At 66.9% G+C, this 17,338-nt stretch carries 12 protein-coding genes, 1 tRNA gene and 1 pseudogene; 5 read left to right on the forward strand and 9 right to left on the reverse strand.

Annotation, left to right across the window (positions count from 1 at the left end; translation table 11 throughout):
• A pseudogene (locus tag ACEVQ6_RS14565) lies at positions 1-569 on the forward strand (hypothetical protein); the annotation flags it as partial.
• Positions 570-1,160: 591 nt separating this feature from the next.
• On the opposite strand, the gene ACEVQ6_RS14570 reads toward ACEVQ6_RS14565, so the two are convergent.
• The 3 genes from ACEVQ6_RS14570 to ACEVQ6_RS14580 all read right to left on the reverse strand — a co-directional run bounded on the left by ACEVQ6_RS14570 (position 1,161) and on the right by ACEVQ6_RS14580 (position 4,543).
• A tRNA-Ser gene (locus ACEVQ6_RS14570) sits at positions 1,161-1,250 on the reverse strand.
• A 431-nt stretch (positions 1,251-1,681) separates the two neighbouring features.
• Positions 1,682-2,725 (reverse strand): hypothetical protein, encoded by a 1,044-nt coding sequence (locus ACEVQ6_RS14575; RefSeq protein ID WP_374889738.1) that lies wholly within the window; start codon positions 2,723-2,725, stop codon positions 1,682-1,684.
• Between the two features lie 942 nt (positions 2,726-3,667).
• Entirely contained in the window at positions 3,668-4,543 is an 876-nt protein-coding gene (locus tag ACEVQ6_RS14580) for a phytanoyl-CoA dioxygenase family protein (protein ID WP_374889739.1), read from the reverse strand.
• Between the two features lie 333 nt (positions 4,544-4,876).
• Between ACEVQ6_RS14580 and ACEVQ6_RS14585 the strand changes: the two genes are divergently transcribed.
• Entirely contained in the window at positions 4,877-5,893 is a 1,017-nt protein-coding gene (locus ACEVQ6_RS14585) for a LacI family DNA-binding transcriptional regulator (protein ID WP_374889740.1), read from the forward strand.
• A gap of 784 nt (positions 5,894-6,677) precedes the next feature.
• Here ACEVQ6_RS14585 and ACEVQ6_RS14590 read toward each other — a convergent pair.
• The 6 genes from ACEVQ6_RS14590 to ACEVQ6_RS14615 form a co-directional block, all read right to left on the reverse strand.
• Positions 6,678-8,081, reverse strand: coding sequence for an FAD-dependent oxidoreductase (locus tag ACEVQ6_RS14590; protein WP_374889741.1), 1,404 nt, complete (start codon positions 8,079-8,081; stop codon positions 6,678-6,680).
• Between the two features lie 93 nt (positions 8,082-8,174).
• Complete coding sequence (locus ACEVQ6_RS14595) at positions 8,175-9,014, reverse strand: SDR family NAD(P)-dependent oxidoreductase (protein ID WP_374889742.1); 840 nt, start codon at positions 9,012-9,014, stop codon at positions 8,175-8,177.
• Position 9,015: 1 nt separating this feature from the next.
• Entirely contained in the window at positions 9,016-9,327 is a 312-nt protein-coding gene (locus ACEVQ6_RS14600; RefSeq protein WP_374889743.1) for a hypothetical protein, read from the reverse strand.
• 87 nt (positions 9,328-9,414) lie between these two features.
• Positions 9,415-10,317: an ABC transporter permease gene (locus tag ACEVQ6_RS14605; RefSeq protein ID WP_374889744.1), complete on the reverse strand. Its 903-nt coding sequence runs from the start codon at positions 10,315-10,317 to the stop codon at positions 9,415-9,417.
• On the reverse strand, positions 10,314-11,339 hold the full coding sequence (locus ACEVQ6_RS14610; protein WP_374889745.1) for an ABC transporter permease: 1,026 nt from the start codon (positions 11,337-11,339) through the stop codon (positions 10,314-10,316). Before ACEVQ6_RS14610 ends, ACEVQ6_RS14605 begins: the two co-directional genes overlap by 4 nt.
• A gap of 67 nt (positions 11,340-11,406) precedes the next feature.
• The gene (locus tag ACEVQ6_RS14615) at positions 11,407-13,149 is read right to left on the reverse strand and encodes an ABC transporter substrate-binding protein (RefSeq protein WP_374889746.1); all 1,743 of its coding nucleotides are present in this window, start codon (positions 13,147-13,149) and stop codon (positions 11,407-11,409) included.
• A gap of 273 nt (positions 13,150-13,422) precedes the next feature.
• Here ACEVQ6_RS14615 and ACEVQ6_RS14620 point away from each other — a divergent pair, with 273 nt between their 5' ends.
• From ACEVQ6_RS14620 to ACEVQ6_RS14630, 3 genes are read left to right on the forward strand one after another with little or no spacing between them, the layout of a single operon-like run.
• Entirely contained in the window at positions 13,423-15,219 is a 1,797-nt protein-coding gene (locus ACEVQ6_RS14620; RefSeq protein ID WP_374889747.1) for a dipeptide ABC transporter ATP-binding protein, read from the forward strand.
• Between the two features lie 25 nt (positions 15,220-15,244).
• Entirely contained in the window at positions 15,245-16,909 is a 1,665-nt protein-coding gene (locus tag ACEVQ6_RS14625) for a GMC family oxidoreductase (protein WP_374889748.1), read from the forward strand.
• Positions 16,906-17,319: a hypothetical protein gene (locus ACEVQ6_RS14630; protein ID WP_374889749.1), complete on the forward strand. Its 414-nt coding sequence runs from the start codon at positions 16,906-16,908 to the stop codon at positions 17,317-17,319. Before ACEVQ6_RS14625 ends, ACEVQ6_RS14630 begins: the two co-directional genes overlap by 4 nt.
• Positions 17,320-17,338 lie beyond the last annotated feature (19 nt).

The raw sequence follows: 17,338 nt of genomic DNA on the forward strand, positions 1-17,338 counted from the left end.
TTGTCATCCGTGTGAAGGTGGACATGAGCGTCACCCTGCAAGCCGGCCAGACCTGCTCGCTCGGAACGCTGTTGACAAGCAAGCGCGCGCGACGCGCGACACCCGTATGGCAGGCCTTCCTGAATGGCACGGGCGGTCGCAGCCAAATCCTGCTCCAGTTCGTCGCAAAGCAACTCAAGACAGACGAATGGCTGATCATCGCCACCAACCGGCCCGATGCCAGGCAGTCGTTGAACGACGACCGCAAGCGATGGGCGATCGCGTGCCTGTTCGGCGACGCAAAGACGCGCGGCCTCAATATCGAGGATACCCGCATCAGATCTCCCGACAAACTCGCCTGCTTGCTCGTCGTGGCCACGCTGGCCATCACATGGGCCTACCGATGCGCCACAGCCTGCATGGGCATGAAGGCCATCGCCCGCAAAACCCACGGTAGGCGTGCAAAATCATGGTTCCGCATCGGGCTCGACGCACTCAGAACCTGGATCGTGAACGATCTCCAAAAAGCAATCCACGCATGGACTGAAAAATGCCCAAACCGAAAATGCATACCAATCTCCAAAGCGTGAGCCGTGTACTGTGAGCGGAACCTAACCCGGTCGGAGAACCTGCCGCAGTTCATACGGGAGAACGGCCGTCAAACCCGTATCGTCGAGGACGGCGACGATGTCGTCACCCACTGCTGTGACGCTGAAACACGCTCACCGACCCGCCGCCGGGGATCATGTCGATCGGACATCGCCAACAGCCGCATCCATCATGATTGGCGCATTTCCGGTGAGCTCCGGTTCACCGGAAATGCTCTCAGTTTTTGTTTTTTCGCATTGTCCGACGCCGAGGCGATCCCGCTCCGGCTGGAAATGCTCCAGCGCGCGTCGGCACTACGAGAAGCGGATCGCCGCACTGGGACATGAAAAACGGATTCTGACCGGGGGCGACCGCAGCGGGCGCACCGCGACATGACCTTCGACGTAACTTTTCCAACTCGCGATGCATTTCAGCAGAAGCCGTTCGAACCTCTGGCGTTCCGGCAAGTTCGAGCATCTAACCGGTGCTTCGGCTGACGTTTTCCGGTCATCTCGCACGATGCCCCGAAACCGGACTTCATACCGCGAAAACCAGCTTGCCTTCCAACGCATTAGGCAACATGAAAAACGAAATGGCGGAAGAGGTGGGATTCGAACCCACGGTACGGTCTCCCGTACGCCGGTTTTCAAGACCGGTTCCTTAAACCACTCGGACACTCTTCCATCTGCATGAAGTGCCTGGCGTATGGCACTTCCACCCGAACTCCGGGACGTGCTGCTCGCGGTGACGAGCCTGCAACGATCTCGATTTTCACCTTGCGTTTATAGCCGCGGGCAACGCCACGTCAACTCGTTCTGCCGCGCCTGCATTCGCGGTATCGCATGCCGGTCTTGGAGAATGCCGCCGAGGACAAGGCGAGCGTCGCCGCATTAAACGTTCTGTGCGGAGGAGCACGCGGCGGGAGCCGAGCCATCCGCCGCTCGGCGCGGCGGCAACGCGTCATCCATCACGGTGTCGTCACGCACATCACGGGAAAGAAAGGCCGATCGCGGGGCTTGCGCACCGGGCCCCGGTCCCTTGGGTGATCGCCGGATTCTAGCGGAAGGCGCGCTCCCTTTCCTTGCCGCGGCGGCTTTCCCGCGGGGGGCCGGCTTCAAGGCCCGCTGCCGAGCAGGTCGGTGAGGTCGAATTCGTCCTCGTAGGGCGCGAAGATCGACAGGATCACCGCGCGCGCCGGCGCCGGCACGTCTTCGCCGCGCCCGGCGATGCCGCGGTTCAGACGATGGCTTGCGGTCTCCGCCTCGCCCTCGAGCCGCTGGCGCACCGCCTCGGCGGAGAGCGACGGCGCGCCGACGAAGCCGGCGATGTCCGATGCCATCTTCGCCTTGTCCGCGAGGAAATCGCGCTCGTAGGAGATCCACAGCGGCGAGACGAGACCCATGCGTTCGCAGGTCTTCCAGCTGAGGTAGAACTGCAGGTACCAGGCGCCGTAGCGGTGGGCGAGCGCGATCAGCCGGTCTGCCCGCTCCATGCGCGTGAAGCGGTCCGGCAGGCCGTCCTTGAAATAGCGCGTCGCCGCATCCGGCTCCTGGTCGCGCCACGACATGAACATGTCGTCGAGGCTGACGAGGCAGTCGAAGACGTTGCGATAGGTGACGATCGGCCGGATGTGGAAGAAGGCGAGCTGCCGGCAGAGATAGGGCGTGCAGCGCACATGGTGCTGGGCGACGTAGCCCTTGCCGCGCACGCCGTGCTGGAGGAGCGCCAGCTCGTCGAATTCCTGCTCGCGCAGATAGGTCTGGGAAAAGAGCTTCTGGCTGCCGGCCGGGAAGGTCAGGCTGACGATCGCAAGGTTCGCCGCCTCCGCCAGCATGGCGGAAATGAAGGTGGAGCCGGATTTCGGCGCGCAGGCGACGAGGATGTTCGGCGCCGTGGCCCGCACCCCCGCCATCGTCCGCGCGATCAGCGTCGTCTCCGCCAGCCGCCCCTCGACCATGTCGCGGTCCCAGGCGAGCTCCGAGGGCACGAAGAAGGGATTGTTGCGGTTGCCGTCGATGAGCACGCGGGCGGCATTCTCGCCGAGGCCGGCCTTCACCTGATCGGCAAGGGCCTTCAGCAGGGCGACGTCGTCCGTGTCGAGGATCGCCCGATGAAGCTGCTCGATCTTGCCGTTCAGGGTCTGGACGTTCTGTTGCATCGAAATCTCCGGTTTCACGCGCGCCAGACTAACCCTCGAAGCTGGCTTTGGGCTTGCCGTCCCACCGGGTTTTCCCTTGGGGCGAGGAGCCGTCGATCCGGTGCGGGCGCGGCGACCGGCATCCTGCCGGGGCGGGGCGGTGCTGACCCTCGCGGGCCGACAGACGCGCGGAAAAAGTGTTTGCTGCAGCATGTCGTGCGCAACGGCGCCGTCAACCTCGCCCGGACGAACGGCCGGCGCGACGCGGGATCGCCGTCGTCGACCGCGACGACGGGGCGGGTGGCGGAGCCCGCCTCTGGAACGGCGGCCCGCAGGATGCGTCGGAACAGATGGGAAAGGCGGAGCGGGAAAAGGCACCCGGTCGAGCGGGAGATGGGCTTGCCGCCGGAAGGACGGTCGGAACGCCGTCATGATCGACGCGACCCGTTTGAAGGCACGCCGAACGGGCACGGAAAGCGGATCCCGGGCGGGGGATCAGGTGTGCCGGGGGTGTGACGGGCAATGCCACGCCCGTGGCGTGGCCGACGGTCCGATCGGGAGCGACGCCCATGCCACCGGACGGCCGGTCCGACAGGTGGCGCCGTCGCGACCCTGTCGCCGATCGGGAGCGCAACGCCCGAACGCTCAAAGCATTTCCAGCCGAAGCGTGATCGCTTCGGCGTCGGAGAATGCGACAAAAGAAGGATTCAGAGCATGTCGGTGATCACGGGATCACCGGACATGCTCTGGGCCGGCACCGCGGCCCGCCGGATGTTGAGAGCAGCGCCGCTCGTCGCAGGGCAGGGGGCTTCCGCAAGGTGGACCGCCGCAGTTTCCCGCGGCGGTCGGCGCCCGCACCGCCGGTGTCTCGAGCGGCCCGTCCCTGGCAACGTCCGGAGCCTCGTCGAAGGGGAGGGCGCATCGGCCTCGCCCCGCATCGCGCCGCCAGGGTCCGGCTTTCCCTCAGTTCCACCAGCCGGCGTGATCGCGCTTCGGCGGCCTCTTCACGCCGTCGCCCGAGGCGCCGGGCTCGATCTCGAGGAGGAACCGATGGGCCGGGCTCATGCGGTCGTAGAGTTCCCGGGTCAGATAATCGACCTGGATGAGCTGCTGGGGAAGGTCGCGGCGGGTATAGGTCAGATGGCAGACGCGCCGGTGGGCGTCGTCCTTCTTCAACGTGCCGCTGTGCCAGAGCGACGAATTGATGATGACGACGGATCCGGCCCTGGCCGTGACATAGACCTCGTTCGGATAGGGCGCATTGAGGTCGGCCGGCAGGCGCGCCTTGTCCTCCTCGCTCAGTTCCGTCGGCTCCCAGTCGCCCTGGTTGATCACCGGGATGTTGATCGGCGCCCAGTGGTGAGAGCCGGGAACCACGCGCGTCGGACCGTTTTCAAGCGTCATGTCGTCGAAAAGGACGATGGCGTTCAGGACCCACCAGTCGTCGGGAAAGAACTTGGGGACGTCGGCGTGGTACTGCTGATGGCCGTAGCCCTTGTTGGGGTCGCGCAGGTTGGCGCCGTGCAGCTTGAATTCGCCAAGCAGATAGTGGGATGCGGCCAGCACGGGACCAAGCTCCAGGCACGCGTCGAAGGCGTCGGACTTGTTGAAGATGTTGGACACGCGCCGGGCACCCGGCTCGACATGGACCTCGTGGCCGCCCCTTTCGGCTTCGGAGGCATGCAGCGCCTCGAAGGCCTCCGCCATCGCCCGGCACTGGTCGGGCGAGAGGACGTCCGGGACGATGTAGAAGCCGTCCCGATCCAGTGCCTCTTTCTGCGCCGCCGTGAAATCCGCTGCGCCGACACCGAGGTCGCGCAATGCCTGCTTTGTATACATGTCGTGTCTCCTCCCGTTGTGTTTCGTCTTGCGGTCTTTTGGCGAACCGTATAGCTAAACGTTTCGCAGAGAGAGGACGCCTTGTCAAGGCGCGGTGCGCCGCAGGTCGGCGGACCCGTGGCACCGTTCCTCGGAGGCCGGATCCGTCGCAGGATCGACGGCGGCAACGGGCAGGACGGACGCCGCCGCCGCGCGACCGCAGCCGCCGGCGAACCGCGGTTCCCGTGGGGCCGCAGCCCGCGCCGGGCCGCAGCCTGCGCCGGGCCGCGGTCCCGGCTTGACTTGACGCGCGAACGGCCCTCCATGCTGCACCGTTCGCGCAGGGAGCCGTCGATGAGCACCATCAGGGATGTCGCCAGCAAGGCGCAGGTCAGCGTCGCAACGGTGTCGGCGGTGCTGACGGGGAACCGCTATGTCAGCCCGGAACTGGCGGAGCGGGTGCAGCGCGCGATCGCCGAGACCGGGTATCGGCGCAACAAGCTCGCCAGCGGCCTGAAGAGCGGACGCAGCCACCTGGTCGGCCTCGTGGTTCCAGACATCACCAATCCGTTTTTTACCGATTTCATCGACCTGATCGAGGGGCACGCCACGGCGGCGGGGTTTTCCATCATCCTCGGATTGAGCAAGGGGAACCTGGAAAGGGAGGCGGCGATCCTCGACCTCTTGCGCTCGAACCGGGTCGAAGGCACGATCCTCTGCCCTTCGGGCCCGCCCCGAAGCGTCGTCGCGCTGGCGAAGGCCTATGGAGACCCGCTGATCGCCGTCGACGCCGCCGATCCTGCCGGGCCGGTCGACAGCGTGACGCTCGACAACCACGGCGCCGGACGGATGGCGGCAAGGCACCTGACCGAACTCGGCCACCGCCGGCTCGCGATCGTCGCAGGCCCGGGGGAACGGGTGAGTGCCCGCGGACGCAAGGAGGGCTTTCTCGCCGGCTGCGCCGATCTGCCATGCGCGCCGGAGGTCGCCGACGGGCACTTCACCGCGGAGGGCGGATACCTTGCCTGCCGGGCGCTGCTCGCGAAGACGCAGTGGCCGACGGCGATCTTCGTGACGAACAACCAGATGCTCATCGGCGTCATGCGGGGCCTCGCGGAGGCGGGAGTGCGCGTGCCGGAGGAGATGTCGATCCTCGGCGTCGACGATTTTCCCTGGGCCGACAGTTTCCGTCCCGCATTGACGACGATCCGCCAGCCCGTCGCGGAGATGGCGCGGGAGGCCTGGGCGATCCTTTCGGAAAGGCTGGCCGATCCGGCGGCGGAAACACGGTCGGCCGTCTTCCCCGCGGACCTCATCGTGCGCGGCTCCACCTCGGCGATCTCCGCCGGTCCCGACGCCGCCTCCGCGTAGCCCCGGGGAAACCGGCCGCCGATCCCTGCGGGCTAGACCCGGGGCTCACCAGATCAGAACCGGACGATCACGGTTGCAGCGATGCAGATGCTTGAGAGGAAGGTGTGGGCACATCGCTCGTAGCGGCTTGCGATACGCCGCCAGTCCTCGAACCCGGCGAAGAGGTTCCCGACCCCGTGGCGCTTCTTGAACGCGTTGTCGCAAGCGTATGGCATGTTCCTGCCGCAACGCGAAGGGATGCAGGGCCCGATGCCCTTTGCCCGCAGGTTCGCCGTAACAGCCGGGATCGGCCACAAGCGTCCTGGCGGGCGGCAGGGCATCCGGGACAGGGCGAGCGCCCTTGTGGTCGCTCCTCCGGCCTTTGCTGAAGCGCAGGATGACCGGGCGTCCCTCGCCATCGCAGACTGTGTGCAGTTTGGCGTTCCGTCCACCTTCGGTCCGTCCGATACGACGAGGAACATCCCCTTTTTCAAGAGGCGCGCCGCCGCGCGGCGGGCCTTCGGGTGCGTGGCGGCGATCATGATGCGCTCGAACCCGGCCCTTCGCCGGAGGGGCTCGCGAAAATGCGGCCGGAGACACCGGGCCGGCTCCAGCGGATGAAGCGGGTGTCGAGCGTCCTGTGCGGACCGCCGCCCGTGGGAGCGTCCTTCCCTTGCGGGCCCTGCCTGACGACGTGGCCGCGTCCACGACAGGAGCTCATCCATCCGGTCTCTGCGAGGATCGGCGGTGTGAGGCCTGCCGCCAGTCGGCGGTCGGGAGCTTTGCGGAAGCGGTCGGCCGGTCTTCACCGGATCCTTGCCGCAGCCCTTCCGGCCAGCATGCCGAGCGTGATGGCCGTGCAGAGCCCCGCGGCCGGCAGGTAGCCGTCGACGCCGTTGCCGGAAATGCCCTGGGCGGCGCCGCCGGCGGCGAAAAGATTGGGCAGCGGCGTGGCGTCCGCGCGAACGACCTGTGCGTTGGCATCGATCTTCAGGCCGCCCTGGGTGTGGAAGAGCGCGCCGGTGGTCCTGATCGCGTAAAGCCGGCCGGTGAGCGGGGCGTGCCCGGTGAAGTCGCGGCCGAAAGGGCAGGCGGCGCGGCCGGCGGCCATCTCGACGACGTCCGCCAGCGTGCGCGCCAGCGCCTCGGCCGGAACGCGGATGATCTCCGCCAGTTCGGCCGCCGTTCCGGCGCTGCGCACGCCGCCGAGCGCCAGCAGGTCGCGGAATTCCGGCAGGTCTTCGACGATCGCGCGCCGGGCCTCGTCGAAGACGATCCAGCCCGTTCCGTCCGGCTGCTCTAGGATGTTGAGGGCCTGGGCGGAAATGTCGAGGTTCTCGTTCGAGAAGCGTTCGCCCCTGATATTGACCGTGACGGCGCCGCGCATGACCATGTCGTAATTGACGATCACCCCATAGGGATCGGCGAGCGCGCCATATCCCTGGAAGGCATCCATGCTGCCGACCGCGCCGCCGAGCGCCATGCCCCATTCGATGCCCTCGCCCTCATTGCCCTCGTGGCCGAAATAGCGGTAGTAGGGCGCGGTGCCGAAGGAGGGGATGAACCGGCGCACCATCTCGCGATTGGCGCCGAAGCCGCAGGTGGCGAGCACCAGGGCCTTGCAGCCGACCCGCTCGACGCTGCCGTCCTCGCGGCGGAAGCTGAGGCCCGTGACCCGGCCGTCGTCGTCGGCATAGAGCGTCTCGACATGGGCGCCGGTGATCGTGTCGACGCCGATCTCGTCGACGGCGCGGGTCAGGGCGCCATGCAGTTCCTCGCCGCGCCGGCTCGGCATGCCGTGCATGCGGTTGACGGAATGGCCGAAGAAGCCCTGCCAGGGCAGGTTCATGCGGAAGGGGATCCGGTGGCGGTCGACCAGCCAGTCGATGGCGGGGCCGGAATGGTCCGCCACCGTGCGCGCGACCCCGGGATCGGCGGTGTTCTTCGTGCGCGCCATGATGTCGCGGTAGAACGCATCGGCATCGTCCTCGACGCCGCTCTCGCGCTGCACCTTCGAGGCGGCGGCGCAGACATAGCCCTGCGACATGGTGGTGCTGCCGCGCGGCACGGCATCGCGCTCGAGCAGCAGCACCTCGGCGCCGGCCTCGCGCGCGGCAAGGGCCGCGGTCAGGCCGGCCGCCCCTGCGCCCACCACGATGACGGGCACCTCGATCTCGAATTCCGCGTTCGACCGTTCCACGCCGGACATGTCAGTACCTCGGTTTGCTGTTCGGGCGCCGATCAAGAATGCAGCGCCGGGACGAAAATGGCCCCCATTGCGTCATGGAGGCAGGGATAAGGCTCAGTGATATTCCTCGCCGCCGGAGACGTTCATCGCCTCGGCGGTGATGTAGGCGGCGGCCGGCGAGCAGAGGAACAGCGCCGCCCCGGCGATGTCCTCCGGCGTGCAGGTCCGGCCGAGCGGGATGCGCCGGCGCATCTCGCCCATATAGTCCTCCATCGACTGCCCGCGCGCCTTCGACATGAAGGCGTTCTGCCAGCTGCCGAGCCCGGTCGTGACATGGTTCGGGCAGATGGCGTTGACGGTGATGCCGTGCGCGCCGAATTCCAGCGCCGTCGCCCGGGTCAGGCCGATGAGGCCATGCTTGGAGGCCGTGTAGGCGGTCGTCAGCGCGAAGCCCGACTTGCCGGCCTGCGAGGCAATGTTGATGATCCGGCCGCCATCGCCCTGGTGGATCATCTGCCGCGCGGCATGCTTGGTAGCGAGGATCGGCGCGCGCAGGTTGACGCCGAGCACGGCGTCGAGATGATCGGACGCAAGCTCGGTGGTCGGGCCGAACAGATAGCCGATGCCGGCATTGTTGACGAGGATGTCGAGCCGGCCGAAGCGGGCGACGGCGGCTTCGACGATCGCCTCGATGCCGGCCTCGTCGAGGAGGTCGCCGGTGACGGTGGCGACGTCGCCGCCCTCGGCCGCGATCCCGGCGGCGACCTGTTCCAGCTCGGAGCGCGTGCCGACGCCGTGTTCGGGCGCGATCTCGCCTTCGACCGCGCCGCGGTCATGCAGCATGACGCAGGCACCGGCGCGGCTGAGCGCTGCGGCGATGGCCTGGCCGAGCCCGGCCTTGCGCCCGGCGCCGGTGACCAGCGCCACCTTGCCCTTGAGGACCGGATCCGCCATCTCACGCACCGAGCTCGGTGGTGGCGATGAAGACCGGGTTGTCGGCCAGCGCCTGGAATTCGGCCGCGACCTTTTTCATCGTCTCGGTGGCGCAATCCGTGCCGAACTGGGTCTCATCGGCGACGTCGACGATCTCGACATACTGGTAGGGTGGGGCGGCATCCGAGCCCAGCACGCCGGTCGCCTTCAGAACGGTGAAGCTTTTGATCGAGCCGAGCGCGTTGACGATCGGGATGTCGGTCTTCACCGCCCAGGCCTCGTAGTCGGCGACGGAGACGTCGTGGCGAAGGTTGAAGAGGACGATGATGCGCATGTCGATACCCTCGATGTGTCGGTTTTGCTTTTTGTTGTTTCTTCCGCATGCCCAGCCGAAACGGGTCCGTTTCGGCTGGGCATGCGTTCAGGCGTTGTAGCGGCGCTCGAGCGCGTCGCCGATCACCGCGAAGGCGAAGACGGTGAGCGAGATGGCGATGCCCGGGAAGACGGAGGTCCACCACTGGCCGAGCACGATGTCGTTGGCGCCGGTGGAGATCATCAGGCCCCATTCCGGGCTCGGCGGGCGCACGCCGGCGCCGACGAAGGACAGGCCGGCGGTCAGCAGGATGGCGAAGCCGATGGTGACGGAACTCTGCACCAGCGAGGGACCCATCGAATTGGGCAGCACATGGCGGATGGCGATCATCAGCTCGCTCTGGCCGATGGCGCGCGAGGCCTCCACCATGCCGCGGCTCTTCTGCGCCAGCACCTCGGTGCGGGTCAGGCGCACATAGATCGGCGCATAGAGCAGCGACAGCGCCAGGATGACGTTGAGGATCGACTGGCCGCCGAGCGCCACCAGGATCATCGCCGAGATGAAGACGGGGAAGGATTGCAGCACGTCGGAGACGCGCATCATGAACTCGGTCAGCGGATTGCGGAAATAGCCGGCGACGAGGCCGAAGGGAATGCCGAGCAGCATGGCGAAGAGATTGGCGGCGAGCGCGATCGACAGGTCGATGCGCGGCGCGCACAGCACGCGCGAGAACACGTCGAAGCCGGAGGAATCGGTGCCGAACCAGTGGATCGGCTCGACATGGGTGCCCGTGACCGCCTGCACGACGAGGCCGGGGATCTCGCTCAAGGCCGGCGGCGGCATGTTGGGCGGGAAGGCGCTGACGACCGGGTCGTGCGGCACGACATAGTCGCCGAAGGCCGCGAGGAACAGGGTGAAGCCGGCGAAGAGGACCGCAAAGACGAGCAGGACGGAAAGCTTCGGATGCTCCCTCGCTGCCGGCGCGTCGTGGATGGTGGCGATGTCGGTCATGCGTAGACCACCCTTGGATCGATGACGGCGTAGAGGATGTCGAGGAGCAGGTAGATGAAGAGCGAGATGCCGGTGATGACGAGCACGATGCCCTGGATCGACGGATAGTCGAAGGCGAGCACCGAGCGGACCGCATACTGGCCGATGCCGCCGAGCGAGAAGACGCTTTCGACCAGCACCGCGCCGCCGAGCATGACGCCGTAGAGAATGCCGACGAGCGTGATGGTCGGCGCCATCGCGGCGCGCATCGCATAGCGCGTGACGGTGGGGCCGGCGAGGCCCGCCGCCCGGGCATAGAGCACGAAATCGGAGGCCTGGGCGCGGATCATGCTCTGGCGCACCATCTTGATGACGGGTCCGGAGAGGACGAAGATCATCGTGGCGATCGGCAGCATCAGGTGATGCAGGATATCGAGGAAGGCGGCGAGATCGCCGGCGATCAGCGCGTCGAGGGTGAAGAAGCCGGTGACGCGCGGCGGCGCCGTCAAAAGCGGGTCGATCATGCCGAGCGGCGCCGGCGCCACATTGAGCGTCGAGAAGAAGATCAGCACGAAGAGCAGGCCCCACCAGAACTCCGGCTGCGAGCCGCCGAACAGGCCATAGGCGAAGACGATCTTGTCGATGAGCTTGCCGGGATTGGCCGCGCTTGCGACGCCGACGGGAACGGCGATGAGCAGCGTCAGGAGGAAGCTGTAGGTCAGAAGCTCGAGCGTGACGGGCAGGGAGGCGCCGATCTCGCTCAAGACGGGGGAACTGGTGACCCAGCTGATGCCGAAGTCGCCCTGCAAGAGGCCGGTGCCGTCGCCGAGGCCGAGATAGGTGAGCAGCTGGTCGATGACCGGCCTGTCGAGGCCGAGGCTCTTCTGCGCCTGGGCATAGGCTTCCGGCGAGGCATTGAGGCCGACGAGGCGCGAAACCGGATCGGCCGGCAGCATGCGGACGAGGAAGAAGACCGCGAGGGTGAGACCGAGCATCTGGACGAAACCCGTCGCCAGCCTTCGGAGGATGAAGCGCTTGAGCATGGCAGATCTCCGGCGGACGGCGCCCCTTTGAACCCAGGGGCGCCGTCACAGGGACATGGGTCGGATATCAGTAGTGCAGGTCGTAGATCAGCACCGCGTTGGACGGGTTCCAGGTCAGGCCCTTGAGCTTGTCGCTGTGGGCCCACTGGGTCTTGAACTCGACGAGCGGCAGCCAGCCGAGGTCGCGCATCAGCCAGCCCTGCATGTCAGCCAGCATGGCGTCGCGCTTGGCGGTGTCGGGCTCGATGCGGGCCTTGGCCCAGGTGTCGTCGAGCTCCTTGTTCTTGTAGTTCATCATGTTGTTGAGGCCGCCCGCCTCCTTCGACACGAAGAACAGCTGCATGGCATAGCCGGAATCGACGCCGATCGGCTTTTCCTGGTCGTTGACCGCGAAGGCGAGATCCTTCTTGACGATCTGGCGGTCGCCATACTGGGTCTGCGGGATCGGATCGAGCGTTACCGGAATGCCGACGCCGGTGAGCGCGGTGCGGATCTGGTTGACGACCGGTCCGAGCGTCGTCTCCTTCTCGGCCACATAGGTCAGCTTGAACTGCTCGGCGAAGTCCTCGAGGCCCTTGCCGTCGGGATAGCCGGCCTCGGCGAGCAGCGCCTTGGCCTTCTCGACGTCATAGGTGTAGCCGGGCTCGTGCTTGACGAAGCTCGGATAGCTCGAGGGAACGACGCTCTCCCACTGCTTGGCCTGGCCCGAATAGCCGACATCGATGATGCGCTGGTAGGGCATGGCATAGGCGATGGCCTGGCGCAGCTTGATGTTGTCGAAGGGCGGCGTGTTGAAGTTCATGACGACGAACAGGCCTTCGTTGCCCGTCACGCCGCTGACCTTCAGGCCGGGCATCTTGCGGATGCTGTCATACTGGTTCGGCGTCATGCTCTGGATGAGCTGGGCCTGGCCGGAGCGCAGGATGGAGATGCGGTTGCCGCCCTGCGGCACCTTCTTGAAGATCGCCGTCTCGATGGCCGCCTTGCCGCGATAGTAATCGGGGTTGGCCTTGAAGCGGATCTCGGAATTCTTCGTCCAGCTCTCCAGGCAATAGGGACCGAAGGACGGGGCGTTGACGTTGTTGGCGTAGTCGTAGCTGAACGGGTCCTTCTCGGTCGCGTGCTTCTTCATCTCCTTGGAATCGTAGATCCCTTGCGAGTTGCCGACGGCGAGATTGACGAGGAGCAGCGGGTTGGGCTTCTCCTGCTGGATGGTGACCGTGTAGTCGTCGACCTTGTTGATGCCCTCGTGCATCCGCTTCTTCGCCGCCGTGGCGACGGCCGGATCGGTGCTGAAGACGTCGGACGTGTAGCCCTTGACGCCGGCCATGTTGAGCAGGAACCAGCCGTTCGGAACGGCGCTGCCGACGTTCAGCGAACGCTCGAACGTGTACATCAGGTCGTCGGCCGTCAGCGTGTTGCCGGCGCAGCTCTTGACGCCCTTGCGCACATGCAGCGTCCAGGTGACGGTCGCGGGATCGTAATCCCAGCTTTCGAGCAGGCGGCCGACCGGCTTGGTGAAGTCGGGCATGAACACGCCGTCCTCATTGGGTTCCGCCTTCTTCTCGTAGGCGATCAGCGGCTCGATCAGCTGCGCCATGCCGAGCTGCGAGGTCGGGATGGCGATCGAGGGACCGTCGAGATCGAGCCCCGACGGCACGTCCTCGACCAGGAAGAGCAGGGAGGAGGCATGGGCGGCGCCAAGGCCGACCATTGTCGAAAGGACGGTTCCGGCGGCGGCCGTCAACAGGCGGCGGCGGATCGGCCGGCTGGCCGGATCCGCGGAATGATGCTTGGACATGAAGCGCATAGCGAAGTTCCCCACTTATTGTTGCATGCGAATTCATAATTTGTCCGCATTTCCTGCTTGTCAAGCGGATGTCCGGCATCCTTGGCCGCCTCGAAAGCTGACTCCTGATTTAATATGCTGCAAAATAAAGATAATTTTTTTCAATCGTGCCAAAGCCCGCGATTTCGTTCTTGACAGATGGGCGAAGCTAAATTTGAATACGAATTCATAATTTGAGAAGATCGACCTCGCGCCGATCCGTGTGGCCGGGCGTGACGTCGACAGGGGAACTGGATGCTTGCTCAGGAACAGCCGCGCGCCAGCGCGGAGGCGCTGCTTGAGGTGCGCGATCTCACCGTCTGTTTCGGCGCCTATCGCGCGCTCGACCGCTTTTCGATCGACGTGCGCCGCGGCGAGATCGTCGGACTGCTCGGCGAAAGCGGCGCGGGCAAGTCGACGGCGGCCTATGCGATGCTCGGCCTGGTCAAGCCGCCGGGCAGGATCGCCTCGGGCACGGTCCGTCTCGAAGAGCGCGATCTCCTGACGATGCCGCAGGACCGGCTGCGCGAGATGCGCGGCGGCACGGTCGGCCTCATCGTGCAGAACCCGCGCGCGGCGCTGCATCCGATGCTCAAGGTCGGCGCCCAGATCGGCAATGCCTGGAGCGCGCACAACGGGGGCGACGCGGCACACGCCCGCGCGCGCGCCGTCGAGATGCTGAAACTCGTCGGCATCAACGATCCCGAACGGCGCCTCGACGCCTTCGCGCACGAATTGTCCGGCGGCATGGCGCAGCGCGTTCTGATCGCCATGGCCCTCTCCTCAATGCCGAAACTGCTCGTGGCCGACGAGCCGACCAGCGGCCTCGACGTGACGATCCAGGCGCAGTTTCTCGACCAGATGTGGCAGACGGTGCGCGAGACCGGCTCGTCCGTGCTGATGGTGACCCAGGAAGACGGCATCATTGCCAATTATTGCGACCGGGTCGTCGTGCTCGACCGGGGCCGCGTGGTCGACGAGGACGAGACGCGCGCCTATTTCCGCCGTGCGGCGCGCAAGCATCACCTCGTCGAGCGGCCATCCGCGTCCGCGACGCCGGACGGCGCGCTCGATGGCAACGCGCTGATCGATGTCCGCGACCTCTCCAAGCAGTTCCCGATCGCCAATTCCGACAGGAAGGTCCACGCCGTCAGCGACGTCGATCTCAGCGTCGGTCCGGGCGAGGCGATCGGGCTGGTCGGCGAAAGCGGCTCGGGCAAGTCGACCGTCGGGCGGCTGATCATCCGCCTCATCGACGCCAACAAGGGCCGCATCGCCTATCGCGGCCGGGATCTCGCTTCCATGCCCCGGCAGGAGCTGAAGGCCTTTCGCGCCCGCGTGCAGATCGTGCTGCAGGATCCCTATGACAGCGTCGACAGCCGCTGGACGGTCGCCAAAATCCTCATGGAGCCGCTGGACGTCCACAGCACCCTGTCGCGTTCGGGCAAGCTGGAACGGGTGCGCGCGCTGATGCGGCTGGTGGAGCTCGACGAGGCCCTGCTCGACCGGCGCCCGCGCGATCTCGGCGCCGGCGCCCTGCAGCGGGTCAACATCGCCCGCTCGCTGGCGACGGATCCGGAATTCGTCGTGCTCGACGAGCCGACATCGGTGCTGGCGCCGTCGGCGCGCGCGAGCCTGATCGCCCTGTTGCGCCGGCTGCAGGCCGAGCTCGGCCTGTCCTTCCTGTTCATCTCGCACGACCTGACGACCGTGAGCCAGGTCTGCGACCGCGTGGCGGTGATGTATCTCGGCCAGATCGTCGAGATCGGCCGCACCGAGGACCTGTTCGACCGGCCGCGCCATCCCTACACCAAGGCGCTGATCGCCTCGCATCTGGCGCCCGATCCCGAAAACCGCCGCGTCGACCGCGACACTCCGGACACGCTGGCCGGCGAGATCCCGAGCCCGATCGACCTGCCGGAGGGGTGCTTCCTCCACAGCCGCTGTTCGTACCGCAAGGAGCGGTGCCGGTCCGAACCGCAGCCGCTCGTCCCCGATGCCATCGGAAGGACGGTGCGCTGCTGGCGGGCGCTGGAAAGCGTCGATTTCTGATGGGTGAACGGGAAGGATCGAGCGGATGAATGATGCCTCGGACGACATCGTCATTGTCGGTGCGGGTGCCAGCGGCGCGGCCTGCGCCTGGCGGCTGGCGGCGGCCGGGATGAAGGTGACCTGTCTCGAACAGGGCTACTGGCGCGACCACGCCGACACCGCGACGACGAAGGACGACTGGGAGATCACCCGCACCTTCGACGACGCCTGGTCGCCCAATCTGCGCCGGCTGCCCGAGGACTATCCCGTGAACGACACGGACACGCCGATCAAGCCGGTGATGTTCAACGGCGTCGGCGGCAGCACGATCAAGTGGGGCGCGCAGTTTCCGCGCTTCCGGCCGTCCGACTTCCGGGTCAAAAGCCTCGACGGCGTCGCCGACGACTGGCCGATCGACTATTTCGACCTCGAACGCTACTACGACATCAATGACGAGATCATGGGCACGTCGGGCCTTGCCGGCGATCCCGGCAATCCGCCGCGCAAAGCCCGGCCGATGCCGCCGCTGCCGCTCGGCCCCGGCGGCGAGCGCATGGCGAAGGCCTTCGACCGCCTCGGCTGGCACTGGTGGGTGTCGGATGTGGCGATCACCAGCCGCACCTATCGCGGCCGGGGCGCCTGCAATCATTGCGGCCCCTGCGACATGGGCTGCCCGCGCCTGTCGCGCGCCAGCGCCGACATCACCTACTGGCCGCTGGCGCTCGCCGCCGGCGCCCGGCTGATCACCGGCGCGCGCGCCTTCGAGATCGCCACCGGCAGCGACGGGCGGGCGACGGGCGTCTCCTACTACGACGCGAAGGGCGCCACCCGTCATGTCGCGGCCGGCACGGTGATCCTCGCGGCGAACGGCGCGGGCTCGCCCCGGCTGATGATGCTGTCGGCGTCGGGCAGGCATCCCGAAGGCCTCGGCAACCGCTCCGGCCTGCTCGGCAAGCGGCTCATGCACCATCCGACCGGCATGGTCTCGGCCGTCTTCCCCGAGCCGATGGACAATTTCCGCGGCGCCTTCGCCTGCACGCTCCTCTGCCAGCATTTCTACGAGACGCGGCCCGAGCATGACTTCGTGCGCGGCTACCAGATGCAGCTCGTCCGCTCCGAGGCGCCTTTGACCTTCGCGCTCGGCGGCCACCAGCCGCGCCTGCCCTGGGGCAGGGAGCACCACAAGGGCTTCGTCGCGGGGTTCGGGCGCACCGCCAGCCTCACCGTCACCACCGAGGACCTGCCCGAGGAGAGCAACCGCATCACGCTCGACCCCGACCTCAAGGACGCCTTCGGCATGCCGGCGCCGAAATTCCATTACCGGATCTCGGAGAACACGGCGAAGATGATCGAACACGGCATCGAAAGCGCCACCCGCGCCTTCACCGAGGCCGGCGCGGTCAGCACTTATCCGCAGCGCATGCTCGCCTATACCGGCTTCCATATGCTGGGCACGGCGAAGATGGGCAAGGACCCCGCGACATCCGTCGTCGATGCCGACTGTCGCGTGCATGACTGCGACAATCTCCTCATCGTCGACGGCAGCGTCTTCGTCACCGCCGCCGCGCTGAACCCGACGCCGACGGTGCAGGCGATCGCGCTGCGCGCCGCCGACCGCATCATCGCGACGCGCCGCGACCGGGCCGGCGCTGCGGCCGCGACCCGCGCCGGGTGGACGCCGGCGTCCAGCATGGAAGGAGCAGGCCGATGACGCCAACTGAGGCCATGATCGTGCTCGACACGCTGCTGCCCGGCGGCGACGGCTTCCCCTGCGCCTCAGAGGCGGGCCTTGCGGCAGCGCTCGACACCAACAGCGAACTGGCCGAGGCCCTATCACCCCTTCTGGCGCTTGCGGGCGATGCCTTCGCCGGCATGGACGAAGGCGAGCGCATCGCCTGTCTCGAACGGATCGAGGCGGCCGACCCCGACCGGTTCCGCGCGACGACGACGCTCGCCTATGCCGCCTACTACACGTCCCCGGCCGTGCTCGCGGTGATATCGGCGATGTCCGGCTACCGCCATCCGCCCCAGCCGGGCGGCTATGTCCTGCCCGATTTCGACGAGGCGGTGATGGCGACCGTGCGCAACAATCCGGTCAGCTGGCGGCCGACCACAGCATGACCCACCCATCAGGATGCCA

The sequence above is a fragment of the Ensifer soli genome (assembly GCF_041928815.1).
Lineage (GTDB): Bacteria > Pseudomonadota > Alphaproteobacteria > Rhizobiales > Rhizobiaceae > JBHFEI01.